Here is a 13,785-nt window from a genome sequence, read left to right as displayed (position 1 = left end):
ATAAAAACTCATTTACTGGCTATTTTGCTAGGGATTATGTCCCAGCCTAATTTGTGGCTCTAATTGTTAGTGTTTAATATGTAATTATTTATTTATAATACATACACTTAGTGATAACAATATAAAAGCATTCTATACGATTTTCATTATATTTACTATTCACTCTCAGATTGAATATACCCTTCTTCTTCAAGTAATTTTTGTAAATTTTGTTTAAGTTCTAATTTATCACCTAGATTATCTATCACATGATCTGCCATCCTACTTTTTTTATCTATAGATATTTGACTATATACACGTGCTTTTGCATCTTCTAATGATAAATTATTCCTTTCAATTAAACGATCGATTTGAATACTTTCAGAAGTGTAAACCACCCAAACTTCATCTACAGTATCTTGTAATTCATTTTCGTACAACAATGGGATATCCATAATTACATGATATCCATGTTCTAGATAATTGTTTTTCTCTTGTTCCATTATCTCTCTTACAATAGGATGAACTATTTCATTAAGAGCCTCGCGTAAGTCAGGATGATTAAAAACAATCTCTCCTACATATTGACGATTCATCTCACCATTTTCGTCAATTGCTTCTTCCCCAAAAATCTCTTTAACTTGTTCAAGTCCCTTAGATCCTTTTTTAACTGCTTCGCGTGAAGCAATATCAGCATCTACGATTTTAAACCCATATGCTGTTAATAATTCTGAAACAGTTGATTTTCCAGTGGCAATACCACCTGTTATCCCAATCACTTTAGACATTATTTCACTCTTCCTTTATCTCTGACAGTTTGGACAAAAATGACTATTTCTTCCAGCTATCACTTTTGTTTCAATCGAATGACCACAAACCTTGCACTTTTTTTGTTTATATACATTTAAATGTAATTGCATTTGTCCTGTTTTACCATCTGCGTGCCTATAATCTGAAATACTAGTACCTCCATATTTTATACCCTCTTCTAAAACTTCTCGAACATAATAAAAGAGAGATTTTCTTTCTTGTTTAGTGAGTGAATTTGTAATTTTATCCGGAGTAATACCAGCTCTGAATAAAGCTTCACAGGCATAGATATTTCCAGCTCCTGCTATAACACGATGATCAAGAATCGTTTGTTTTATTGGTTTGTTCTTATATTTTTTCAAAGTCAAACATTCTAAATAGTGTTCAAATGCCACCTCTTCAAATGGTTCTGGAGCGATTTCTAATAAAGAGGGATAACTATCAAAATTGACTATATTTCTGATTTCTCCAAACCGTCTGATATCAGAATAGACTAATTTTTGATCATTATCCAAATCGAAAATGACTTGCCAATGCTTTCGATAATTCGGTGTACTTATCTCATCAAGGTTATTAACAACGAAAAAACCGCCTGCCATACCTAAATGACTAACTAAGATTCTGTCTTCGTCATGATAGGCTATATAAAATATAATGTACTTACTTCTTCTCTCAACTTTTTTTATAACATAACCTTCAGTAAGTTTTTTAAAAGTATCTAATTCCATACCTTTTATAATCGTCTCACGGTGATTATTCTTACCGTTAATTACATTTTTAGCAAAAGTTACTTTCTCTATTTTTGCACTTTTTATTAATGGCTCAATACCTCTTTTAACATGTTCAACTTCAGGTAGTTCAGGCATGATATTATCCTTTCTTTATTTAGCATCGTACCATGTTGCACCATAATTAGAATCTACTTTTAAAGGTACATCAAGCACTAATGCTTGTTCCATAATTTCTTCTACAAATTTACTAAAATCTTCTACTTCTGATTTTGGTATTTCAAATATGAGTTCATCATGAACTTGTAATAATAACTTAGCATGATATTTAGTTTCTTTAATCTTTTCACTGAATTTAACCATTGCTAATTTTATTATGTCAGCCGCACTACCTTGAATGGGCGTATTCATTGCTGTTCTTTCTGCAAAACTTCTTAAATTAAAGTTTCTACTTGTTATATCAGGAATGTATCGACGACGATGAAGTAGTGTTTCTACATAACCTTGTGCTTTTGCATCTTTAACAATGTCAGACATATATTGTTTTACACCTGGAAAACTAGCTAAATAATCATCAATAAATGCTTTAGCTTTTTTTCTAGTGATACCCAAGCTCTGACTCAATCCATAATCGCTGATGCCGTAAACAATACCAAAGTTAACAGCTTTTGCTTGACGTCTCATTAAACTATCAACCTGATCAGATTCAACATTAAATACTTTCATTGCTGTTGCAGTGTGAATATCATGTCCGTTTATAAATGCATGTTTTAAACTTTCATCTTGCGTGATATGCGCAAGTACACGTAACTCAATTTGTGAATAATCAGCAGATAAAATCACACTATCCTTAGAAGTTGGTTTAAAAGCCTTTCTAATCTTTCTTCCTTCTTCTAATCGTATAGGTATATTTTGTAAATTAGGATCTACACTAGATAATCTACCAGTTTGAGCAAGCGTTTGATTAAAACGTGTGTGAATTCTATGATCTTTGCTTATTACTTTTTGTAATCCCTCTACATACGTAGATTGCAACTTAGAAAGTTGTCTATATTCTAAAATATCATCTATTATAGGATGCTCACCTTGTAGTTTTTCTAATACATCTACAGCTGTTGAATAGCCCGTTTTGGTCTTCTTAATGACAGGCAATTGTAATGTTTCAAATAAAACAACACCTAATTGCTTAGGAGAATTTATATTAAATGCTTCACCAGCAGACTCATGAATATTGGAAATTAATACATCTAATTTTTTTTGAATTTCGAATTCCATTTCTTTCAAATCATTGATATCGGTATATATACCAATTTCTTCCATTTCACTTAAAATTCTTGCTAATGGTAATTCTAAATCTTTCAACAGTTCAATTTGATTATAATCTTCTAACTGTGATTTCATGATTGGAGTTACAGCTGATATAGCTTCTGTCACGGAAGCAATGTGTTCGTTTAAAATTGATTCTTCAGGTATATGATGTTTCTTACCTTTCCCAAAAACTGTAATATTATCTTTTACATAATTTTGTCCATATAAACCTACAACAGATTTAACGTCATCAATAGAACGTGATGGGTCAATAATATAGCTTGCTAACATAACATCAAATTCAATATTTTCTATATTAATCCCCAATCGATGAGCAGATACATAAGTCTTTTTTGCATCATAGACAATTTTGGTTGTATTTTTATCTTCAAGCCATCGAACTAAATTTTTATAATTCTTTACATCATCAGCATTTATTACTACATGTTGATGATTTGTATAAAAACCAAATTTGAGAATAGCGTCTTTAAGATAATTAGTACCTTCAAGTTCAAAATGTATTACCGCTTCATTTAAATCATTCAAATCTACATTTTGAAAGTCTTGCTCAATTTCAAAAGTTTTATCTATAACTTCTTCATTATTAGAAGGTGTGTCTATATCTGCTAGTAGCTGTTTAAATTCTAGCTTTTTAAATAGTTCAATTTTTTCTGCAGTGTCGTCTTGAAGAGTTAATTTTGTATCTTCTAATGATACTTCAATCGGACTGTGAACATTGATTGTTGCTAAATCTTTACTCATTAAGGCATCAGCTTTACTATTAATGAGTTTTTCTTTTAATTTTTTTGCAGTAACCTCCTCAATATGTTCATAGACCCCTTCTACTGACTCAAATTGATTAAGTAATTTAATTGCCGTCTTTTCGCCGACACCAGCGACTCCAGGAATATTGTCAGAGGTATCCCCCATTAGACCTTTCATATCGATAATTTGTTTCGGCACTAACCCCTGATATTTCTCTGCTATAAATTCAGGTGTATAATGATCAACGTCGGTAACACCTTTTTTTGTATAATATATTGTAACATTATCAGTGGCTAATTGAGTTAAGTCTCTATCACCTGTAATGATAATGGTTTCAAAATCAGCTTCATCAGCTTGTCTACTTAATGTTCCTATAATGTCATCAGCTTCATAATTATCAAGTTCATATCTTTTAATATGATACGCATCTAATAGTTGACGAATATATGGAAATTGTTCACTTAGTTCAGGTGGAGTTTTTTGACGACCACCTTTATATTCACTGTACTTAGAATGTCTGAAAGTCGTTTTACCTGCATCAAATGCAACTAAAAAATGATTCGTTTTTTCTTCTTTAATTATTTTTTCTAAAAGCATAGCAAAGCCGTAAACTGCATTTGTATGAATACCTGCATGGTTTGAAAGTAAAGGAAGAGCATAAAACGCTCTAAAGCTTAAACTATTACCATCTATTAATACTAATTTATTCAAAATACGTAACCTCCAGAACAGATTTACATATATTTTAGCATATATACAAATACATAACGAGTAAGCGAGTTTAGTACTCACTACGCATTAACTATTACTAATAGTTAACTTATAAATGCTAAAAAAATATTAAGTTAAATGCTTCTTAAAAATTTCCCATCTATGAGTTTGCACTCATCTTATGTCTGTCAATGACAATATGTATTTTGATTTTAATTAATAGCATGAGTCTTAACATTATATTTCTAAATAATCACTACAACAAAGGACACCACTTTGTCTGTACCAACAATGTAGTGCCCTCAAATTTAATTATCATTAAATAGAACTTTGAATATCGAACCTTTGCCAGGTTCACTTTTAACGTCTATTCTACCATTGTGTGCTTCAACAATATGTTTTGTTATAGAAAGACCAAGTCCTGTACCGCCTGAATCTCTACTTCTAGCTTTATCTACACGATAGAAACGTTCAAATATACGCTTTTGATCTGTTTCACTTATACCAATACCATAATCTTGAATCTCTAAATAAACTTTATTGTCATTTCTATATACTCTTACTATTACCTTATTATCTTCTGAGGAATAATTTATAGCATTTGATAGTAAATTAGTAATAACTTGCGCTATTTTATTTTCATGTGCCTCAATGATGACATCTTTTTCGATTTCAGATTGTATTTTGATTCTCTTATTTTGTGCTTGTGTTTGCAAATTATCTATTATATTAATAGCTAATTCAGACAAATTCATGTAATTTATTTCAAGTTCTTTTTGCTGTTCAATATGTGATAAATCTAATAAGTCTGTAACCAATGACTCTATTCTATTAGATTCTTTTAAAATAATATTTAAAAACATATCAAGCGATTGTTCATCATTTTTAGCACCTTCAATCAGAGTTTCTGCAAAACCTTTGATTGAAGTAATCGGTGTTTTGAGTTCATGTGACACATTAGCAACAAATTCCCTTCTAAGGTTTTCTAATTTCTGCAAATTAGTAATGTCATGAAGCACAACCACCATACCTTGTAAATTTTTTTTAGATTTAGTTAAAATGGGGATGCAAGATACATCGAAATATTTAGTATGTACGTTATTAATATCAACTTCTAATTGTTCATAGATAACTTTTTCAGTTCTAAAACTTTCAATAATCAATTTTTCGATACTATCATCTATGAAACCAATGTAACTTTTATTTTCTACCATTTGATCAGGGTTAAACACCTGATAATAAGCATGATTAGCAACTACAATTTCTCCATGTTTATCAATCATCAGTACTGAACTCGGTATATTTTCTAAGGTAGTTTTTAATCTATTGGATTGAATTTTTTGACTATTGTTTAATTTTTGCAATCGTCGCGCTAAGTCATTTGTAGTCACAAATAATGCTCTAGTTTCCTTCACATTACTTTCTGGAACACGAACATGGTAATATCCATCTGCAAGAAGTGATGTAGCATAAGTTACTTCATTGATAGGTCTAATATATGTTCGATTGATACTTCTACTTGCTAAATAAACCGTAAATAATACAATGACTCCAACAATAGACAAATATTTCCATAAATCCTTTTGTAAATCAATAATTTCATTATTAATTCCACTTATGTATATTGTTTTATTATCTATTGTATTCTTATAGGTGTAACGCATACCGAGTTTTGTATTTTTATTGATTAATTTCGAAGGATTAGCTTCATTATCAATTCTATGGTCAATATTTTTAATATTTCCACTTGAGTAAATAATTTTATCTTTATCGTTCTCTTTTATTAATATGATATTTTTTTCATTATGAGCTATATTAGTGATTTCTTTCTCTTTATTATTATTAAAGAGATTAATATAATTACGAGCTTCACTATCTAAGCTTTTAATTTGATTACTAGTTAATGTTTGATAAATTGTGTTGTGAATGATAGCGCCTAAACCAATAAAACTAATGATTGTAATAGTACTAATTAATAGTAATAAACGCAGATGAAACTTCAACATTAAGCTTTAGGTCTCTCCAGTTTATAACCTAAACCTCGTACAGTCTTTATCAATTTAGGTTGCTTAGGATTTTCTTCCAATTTATCTCTTAAGTGGCTTATATGTACATCAACAATTCGAGAATCTCCAGCGAATTCATAATTCCACACTGAATTCAACATATGTTCTCGGGTAATAACTCTTCCTTGTCTTTCAATTAAATATAATAACAATTCAAATTCTTTTGGCGTCAATTCTAATAATTCATCTTCTTTATAGACTTCAAAGAATTCAGGTCGTATTCTAATTGAACCAATGATAATATCTTCATCATCAACATCTTCTTTTTCAATTTCATTAACAAATTGAGAACGTCTTAATATTGCTTTAACTCTGGCAACTACCTCTCTAGGTGAAAATGGTTTTGTCATATAATCATCAGCACCTAGTTCTAGTCCTAAAACTCGATCAAATTCATCGTCCTTTGCTGTCAACATTAAAATCGGTACTAAATTTTTATCAGACCTGATTGTTTTACATACTTCTATACCATCTTTTTTTGGCAACATAACGTCTAATACAATTAGTTCCGGTTGTTCGGTTTCAACTTTTTTCAATGCCTCTTCACCATCATAAGCGACTTCGACTATATACCCTGCTGTTTCTAAATTATATTTTAGTAAGGTCACGATGGATTGCTCATCATCAACCACTAATATTTTTTGTGACATAGTGTGCCTCCTAATCTTTTTATACATTTATATTATAACTGATATTTAAATGGAAATAATATAGCTATACATCAAATTTACATAATCTTAATAAAAGTTATAATTTTACCCGTAAAAATTATACATGATAGTAACGTCGACTTATATTTTCTTGAAGGAAACTTTATTAAAAGAAATATGAAATTTAAACAGAGTGATTGTTCAAGATAAGAAGTGGGTTAAATTTGTATTAAATAAACATTTCTATCCCAATTCCAACTTGCTGTGTTTGTACAATTTATTGATGATATTCTATCTACTGGGTCGCAATGAAGTAAAAAAATGTTAGGATTATTTTAAATTCATTGATCATACAAAAAAACCTGAGACACTAATATTTTATGTCTCAGGTTCTTTGAAATTTTTATAAAAAAGTTATCTAATATTCTTAATTAGTTCATCAGCAAAATCAGATGTTGAAACTTTTTTTGCACCATCCATAAGACGTGCAAAATCATATGTTACGATTTTTGAAGCAATTGTTGCTTCAATAGAGTCAGTGATTTTATCTGCGGCTTTTTGCCAACCTAAATGTTCCAGCATTAAAACTGAACTTAAAATTTCTGATGACGGATTAACCTTATTTAAACCAGCATATTTAGGTGCAGTACCATGTGTTGCTTCAAAAATAGCATGTCCAGTTTCATAGTTAATGTTAGCACCAGGCGCAATACCAATGCCTCCAACTTGAGCTGCGAGAGCATCAGAGATATAGTCACCATTTAAATTCATAGTTGCCACAACATCATGTTCAGCTGGACGTGTTAATATTTGTTGTAAGAAGATATCAGCGATAGAGTCTTTAATAATAATTTTACCTTCTTGTTCAGCTTTACTTTGTGCTTCATTCGCAGCATCTTTACCCTTTTGTTCAACAATTTCATCATATTGTTGCCATGTAAACACTTTATCACCAAATTCATTATGAGCTAAATCATAGCCCCACTGCTTAAATGAACCTTCAGTAAATTTCATAATATTACCTTTATGAACTAAAGTTACTGATTTACGATCATTATCAATTGCATATTGAATAGCCGCTCTTACTAGACGTTCTGTACCTTCTTTGGATACTGGTTTTATACCAATACCAGAAGTTTCAGGGAAACGAATATTTGTTGCTCCCATTTCATTTTGTAAGAAATCGATAACTTTTTTTACTTCTGATGTACCTTGTTTAAATTCTATCCCTGCGTATATATCTTCGGTATTTTCACGGAAAATAACCATATCAACATCTTCAGGTCGTTTAACCGGTGAAGGAACGCCTTTGAACCAACGTACCGGACGTAAACAAGTAAATAAATCTAACTCTTGTCTCAGTGCTACGTTTAACGAACGAATTCCACCACCAATTGGAGTTGTTAAAGGACCTTTAACAGCAATTAAATATTCTTTAATTGTTTCTAACGTTTCTTGTGGCAACCATTCTCCAGTTTCATCGTAAGCTTTTTGACCTGCTAAAACTTCTTTCCATTCTATACGTTTTTCTCCATTATACGCTTTTTCAACAGCTGCATCGATTACTCGGCTAGCTGCTTTCCAAATATCAGGTCCAATACCATCACCAATAATAAACGGAATAATAGGTTCGTTAGGTACATTTAAACCATCTTTACCCTGTGTTATTTTTTCTGCAGACATACAATTAACCTCCATATTTTTAAGTTATAATACTAATTTATTTTATGATCTTTCTTCAATAGGCACATATTTACGATTTTGTTCACCTATATATTTAGCTCTTGGTCGCATAATTCTATTGTCTCGATATTGCTCTAAAATATGAGCAATCCAACCAGAAGCACGACTTACTGCAAATATTGGTGTGAATAAATCATGTGGAATATTCATACTATGATAGACTGTAGCACTAAAGAAATCGACATTAGGAATAAGTCCTTTTTCTTCTTTCATTCTCTTCTCAATGGCTAATGACATTTCAAACAGTTCACTTTGCCCTGTTTCTTCAGTGATTTTACGGCTCATTTCTCTTAAATATTTAGCTCTTGGATCACCATCTTTATAAACACGATGACCAAAGCCCATAATTTTATCTTTATTTGCAAATCTTTCATCTAAATAGTGATCAACATTATCAATGCTACCTATTTCTTTAAGCATTGACATCACTCGTTCATTTGCGCCACCATGTAATGGTCCTTTTAATGAACCAATAGCTGCAACAACACCTGAATACATATCTGATAACGAAGATACTGCGCAACGTGCTGTAAATGCAGATGCGTTAAGTTCATGATCAGCATGTAAAATTAATGCCTTATTAAATGCTTCAACTTCAACTTCTGTTGGTAGTTCTCCCCTTAACATATATAAGAAATTTGCTGCATAACTAAGTTCAGAATTAGGTTTAACAGGTTCTTTACCGTCTCTAACTCTAGCGAAAGCCGTTACTAAAGAAGCGATTTTAGCTTGAATACGAATAGCTCTATCATATTTATTCTCATCAGATTCATTTTCCGCTTCTGGATCAAAATGAGCTACATAAGATACTGATGTACGTAGAGCAGTCATTGGATGGACATGATCTGTCACATACTCCTCAAAATGCTTGTATACTCTAGTGTTAAGAGTCATATAATCAAATAATTTTTCTTTTAATTCACTTAGCTCTTTTTCATTAGGAAGTCTATAATTCCATAGTAAAAAAATTATTTCTTCAAATTGCGCGTTTTCTGCGAGATCGTCAATATCATAGCCCGCATATGTTAACTGACTGTCAATTATTGAGCTAATTTTAGTTTCAGCTGCAATAACCCCTTCTAAACCTCTTTTTAATTCTGCCATGATAAATTTCCCCTTTACTGTTTCTTTATGAAATGGCTTTCAATAAATATTATAGCTAAATTCAAACAATTTGTGAAACATTAAAAACATTCTCATATCAGTACAAGAAAAATCACTAGTCACCACTTATAATATTTGCCTTCTAAAACCCCTAACAACACAGGTTTCCCCATACTTATCTCCTCCAAAAAATCACAATTGATTATGTCTTTTCGTTTAGTTATCAAGAATGATTAAAAAATATTAATAATAATTATGGTGAATTTTCACACTTTTTTTCGAAAAGAATTGTATAAATTGCATTATAAGTGCATAATATATATATCTTATAGTAAGGGAGTTGTCTTATGGCTGAGAATTTACAAAGAGAATTGAGCAATAGACATGTTCAATTAATTGCCATCGGAGGTGCTATAGGAACTGGTCTGTTCCTAGGTGCCGGACAAACTATCGCAATGACTGGTCCCTCAATATTACTTACTTATATTATTATAGGGTTCATGTTATTTATGTTCATGCGTGGATTGGGAGAAATTATTATTCAAAATACGAACTTCAAATCTTTTGCTGACGTGACCAACACATATATAGGACCGTTCGCAGGATTTGTAACTGGTTGGACTTACTGGCTATGCTGGATTATTACTGGTATGGCTGAAGTGACTGCAGTTGCCAAATATATAAGTTTTTGGTTCCCAGATATACCTAATTGGATTAGTGCTTTATTTTGTGTACTTATTCTAATGTCTTTCAATTTATTAAGTGCAAAGTTGTTTGGTGAGCTTGAATTCTGGTTCGCAATCATCAAAATAGTTACAATCATTGCATTAATCGTTATAGGTGTAATCATGATTTTATTCGCATTCAAGACACCATTTGGTAACACAAGTTTAACTCATTTGTATCAACATGGAATTTTTCCAAAAGGAGCTTCTGGATTCTTTATGTCATTCCAAATGGCATTGTTCTCATTTGTTGGTATTGAAATGATTGGTGTTACTGCAGGCGAGACAAAAGATCCAGAAAAAACTATACCTAAAGCTATCAATAGTGTACCTATTAGAATTTTAATCTTTTATGTAGGTGCATTAGCAGTCATCATGTCTATTATTCCATGGGATAAAGTAGATCCAGATAATAGTCCATTCGTTAGATTGTTTGCATTAATTGGTATACCATTTGCAGCAGGAATAATTAATTTCGTTGTTTTAACAGCTGCTGCCTCTTCATGTAACAGTGGTATTTTCTCAAACAGCAGAATGCTTTATGGACTTTCAAACCAAAATCAAGCACCACCAACATTTGCTAGTACTAATAAACATGGTGTGCCACATAAAGCGATCATTGCATCATCAGCTTTATTGTTAATTGCAGCGCTACTGAATTACATATTCCCTGATGCAACACTTGTATTTACTTATGTAACTACGATTTCTACAGTATTATTTGTTGTGGTTTGGGCATTAATTATTATTGCTTATATTAACTATAGTCGTAAAAATCCAGAACTTCATAAGAAAGCAACATATAAACTACCAGGCGGTCAATACATGGGATACCTTATTCTTATTTTCTTTGTTTTTGTATTTGCCTTGTTATTTATTAATGTTGATACAAGAAGAGCGATTTACTGCACGCCTATTTGGTTTATTTTATTAGGTTTAATGTACTTAAGATACAAAAAAGCTAATAAAGAAGCACGATAAAATTTACATCGACACTTAGTAATTTCTGATTACTAGTGTCGATTTTTTAATTTGTTTTAGTGATATACTTTTCTTACTTTTTACTAATTGATGTCATCTAGAAGCCTCTGATCTTATCTTGTTAATTTCTTCAATTTTTATTTTTCAATGAATCATTCTTCTATTACTTTTATTAGTCAAACATAGAAAAATCCCTATATATTTAATTTTTTATAATTTGTTTTGTAAGTTATAAAAAGAATAAATTAGGATACAGATGACATTTGATTTTTTACCTTAAAATCGATAACTAGTATTGAAAAAGGTTGATTTAATCATTTTTAATTTCAATAATTAACTACCCTAATAATAAGAGCCTGGAACATAAATCAATGTTCCAGGCTCTCTTATGAATAGCTTTAAAGCTTTGTGATTATCAAATCTTCTTTTTTAATTTATCATTTGTTAAATTAAAGAACGTTAGCATAACCTTCAAACACTTTACCTTGTGACGCATCTAAAGTCACTAACATATCATTTTTAATTTCTTTAGTTGCTTGTTCTACACCAACAACAGTAGGTATACCTTTTTCTAAACCTATAATTGCGCTTGGTGAAGTAATACCATTTTCTTCTGTAATTAGACCTATAGCTTTTTCAACATATGGTACTAATGTTTCATCAACAGAATTTGTAATGATAACTTTATCAGATAAATCTTTACCTTCTAAGTCACTTGCACTATCTGCAACAATTGCGTGGCCTACAACAGATCCTCTACCAACACCTTGGCCTTTAGCAATCTCATCACCTACTAAGTGGATTTTCATCATATTTGTAGTTCCTTTTTCTCCAGTAGGTACACCAGCAGTAATAATAATTAAATCTCCGTTTGAAACTCTACCAGTTTCGACTGCTGTTGCTACAGCATTATTTAGTAAAGCATCAGTTGTTTTACGTCCTTCTTTAACTACAGGATTTACTCCCCATACAATTGCACATTGTCTAGCAGTTTTTTCACTAGGTGTTACAGCAATGATATCTGAATGTGGACGATATTTAGAAATTGTACGTGCTGTTGAACCACTTTCAGTTGCTGCTACTATAGCTTTTACATTTAAGTTTAAGGCAGTATGTGCAACAGAAACACCAATTGCATTGACTAATGATGTTTCAACTAATTTAGTACGATCACTTAATAATTTTTTATAGTCTTGCGCTGCTTCAGCAGAAACTGCAATATTGCGCATAGTTTTAACAGCTTCTTCTGGATATTGACCTGCTGCAGTTTCTCCTGATAACATTACCGCGTCAGTACCATCGTATATTGCATTAGCTACGTCACTTGCTTCTGCACGTGTCGCACGTGGATTACGTTGCATAGAATCAAGCATTTGAGTCGCAGTAATTACAGGTTTTCCTAATTTATTACATTTTCTAATTAAATCTTTTTGAACCATTGGTACGCTTTCTGGCGGAATTTCAACCCCCATATCACCACGTGCTACCATTAATCCATCAGATACTTCAAGAATTTCTTCAATATTATCGATACCTTCTTGGTTTTCAATTTTAGGGAAAATTGTTATTTCTGCTTTTTCTTCTTCAAGAATTTGACGGATATCTAAAACATCACTTGGACGTCTTACAAAACTTGCAGCTATAAAGTCTACATTTTCCTTTATACCAAATCTGATATCATCGGCATCTTTATCAGTGATACCAGGTAAATTAACTTTAACACCAGGTAAGTTAACACCTTTTTTATTTTTTAATTCACCAGTATTTAAGATATCACATTTAACTTCGCCTTTATCTTTATTAATTTCTTTGACTTGAAGTTCAACTAGACCATCATCTAATAGTATATATGAACCAATATTGACATCATTGATTAGATTTTCATATGTTACAGAGAATTTTTCAGGTGTTCCTTCAACTTCATCCATACTTACAATGACTTCTTTGCCTTTTTCTAAAACAATAAGCCCATCTTTCATATTGTGCGTACGAATTTCTGGCCCTTTAGTATCCAATAACAAGCCAATTGTTTTATTTAAACGTTTAGCAACTTTACGAATTGTATCAATTCTTGCTTTATGTTCTTCATGACTACCATGTGAGAAATTTAAACGCGCAACGTTCATTCCTGCATTCATTAATTTTTCGAGCATTTCCTCTGATTCTGAAGCTGGTCCTATTGTACATACAATTTTAGTCTTTCTCATTTTTATAA

Annotated in this window: 9 protein-coding genes; 1 reads left to right on the top strand and 8 read right to left on the bottom strand. The window is 31.2% G+C overall.

The window, feature by feature from the left end:
* Nucleotides 1-155 precede the first annotated feature (155 nt).
* The 7 genes from coaE to HMPREF3241_RS04140 form a co-directional block, all read right to left on the bottom strand.
* Entirely contained in the window at nt 156-767 is a 612-nt protein-coding gene (gene coaE / locus HMPREF3241_RS04170) for a dephospho-CoA kinase (RefSeq protein WP_070853479.1), read from the bottom strand.
* A 15-nt stretch (nt 768-782) separates the two neighbouring features.
* Nucleotides 783-1,655, bottom strand: coding sequence for a bifunctional DNA-formamidopyrimidine glycosylase/DNA-(apurinic or apyrimidinic site) lyase (gene mutM / locus HMPREF3241_RS04165; RefSeq protein WP_002446654.1), 873 nt, complete (start codon nt 1,653-1,655; stop codon nt 783-785).
* Nucleotides 1,656-1,670: 15 nt separating this feature from the next.
* On the bottom strand, nt 1,671-4,301 hold the full coding sequence (gene polA, locus HMPREF3241_RS04160) for a DNA polymerase I (RefSeq protein ID WP_002446655.1): 2,631 nt from the start codon (nt 4,299-4,301) through the stop codon (nt 1,671-1,673).
* A 308-nt stretch (nt 4,302-4,609) separates the two neighbouring features.
* Entirely contained in the window at nt 4,610-6,307 is a 1,698-nt protein-coding gene (gene pnpS / locus HMPREF3241_RS04155; protein WP_002446656.1) for a two-component system histidine kinase PnpS, read from the bottom strand.
* Complete coding sequence (locus HMPREF3241_RS04150; protein WP_001830897.1) at nt 6,307-7,017, bottom strand: response regulator transcription factor; 711 nt, start codon at nt 7,015-7,017, stop codon at nt 6,307-6,309. Before HMPREF3241_RS04150 ends, pnpS begins: the two co-directional genes overlap by 1 nt.
* 414 nt (nt 7,018-7,431) lie before the next feature.
* Nucleotides 7,432-8,700 (bottom strand): NADP-dependent isocitrate dehydrogenase, encoded by a 1,269-nt coding sequence (gene icd / locus HMPREF3241_RS04145; protein WP_002495721.1) that lies wholly within the window; start codon nt 8,698-8,700, stop codon nt 7,432-7,434.
* Between the two features lie 42 nt (nt 8,701-8,742).
* Nucleotides 8,743-9,864 (bottom strand): citrate synthase, encoded by a 1,122-nt coding sequence (locus HMPREF3241_RS04140; RefSeq protein ID WP_002446658.1) that lies wholly within the window; start codon nt 9,862-9,864, stop codon nt 8,743-8,745.
* Nucleotides 9,865-10,211: 347 nt separating this feature from the next.
* Here HMPREF3241_RS04140 and HMPREF3241_RS04135 point away from each other — a divergent pair, with 347 nt between their 5' ends.
* On the top strand, nt 10,212-11,570 hold the full coding sequence (locus HMPREF3241_RS04135) for an amino acid permease (RefSeq protein ID WP_002446659.1): 1,359 nt from the start codon (nt 10,212-10,214) through the stop codon (nt 11,568-11,570).
* 449 nt (nt 11,571-12,019) lie between these two features.
* On the opposite strand, the gene pyk is transcribed toward HMPREF3241_RS04135, so the two are convergent.
* Nucleotides 12,020-13,777 carry a pyruvate kinase gene (gene pyk / locus HMPREF3241_RS04130; protein ID WP_002446660.1) on the bottom strand — a complete coding sequence of 586 codons (1,758 nt, stop codon included), beginning with the start codon at nt 13,775-13,777 and terminating at the stop codon, nt 12,020-12,022.
* Between the last annotated feature and the right edge of the window lie 8 nt (nt 13,778-13,785).

The sequence above is a fragment of the Staphylococcus sp. HMSC34G04 genome, assembly GCF_001838765.1.
In the GTDB taxonomy this organism is placed as follows: Bacteria; Bacillota; Bacilli; order Staphylococcales; family Staphylococcaceae; genus Staphylococcus; species Staphylococcus epidermidis.
The sequence above is the reverse complement of the archived record's forward strand: the minus strand, read 5'-3'. Positions and strand labels throughout refer to the sequence as shown.

Bases quoted from the DNA above. Each gene is read 5' to 3' on its own strand.
- coaE (WP_070853479.1), bottom strand. From the start codon at position 767: ATGTCTAAAGTGATTGGGATAACAGGTGGTATTGCCACTGGAAAATCA.
- mutM (WP_002446654.1), bottom strand. From the start codon at position 1,655: ATGCCTGAACTACCTGAAGTTGAACATGTTAAAAGAGGTATTGAGCCA.
- pnpS (WP_002446656.1), bottom strand. From the start codon at position 6,307: ATGTTGAAGTTTCATCTGCGTTTATTACTATTAATTAGTACTATTACA.
- HMPREF3241_RS04150 (WP_001830897.1), bottom strand. From the start codon at position 7,017: ATGTCACAAAAAATATTAGTGGTTGATGATGAGCAATCCATCGTGACC.
- icd (WP_002495721.1), bottom strand. From the start codon at position 8,700: ATGTCTGCAGAAAAAATAACACAGGGTAAAGATGGTTTAAATGTACCT.
- HMPREF3241_RS04140 (WP_002446658.1), bottom strand. From the start codon at position 9,864: ATGGCAGAATTAAAAAGAGGTTTAGAAGGGGTTATTGCAGCTGAAACT.
- HMPREF3241_RS04135 (WP_002446659.1), top strand. From the start codon at position 10,212: ATGGCTGAGAATTTACAAAGAGAATTGAGCAATAGACATGTTCAATTA.
- pyk (WP_002446660.1), bottom strand. From the start codon at position 13,777: ATGAGAAAGACTAAAATTGTATGTACAATAGGACCAGCTTCAGAATCA.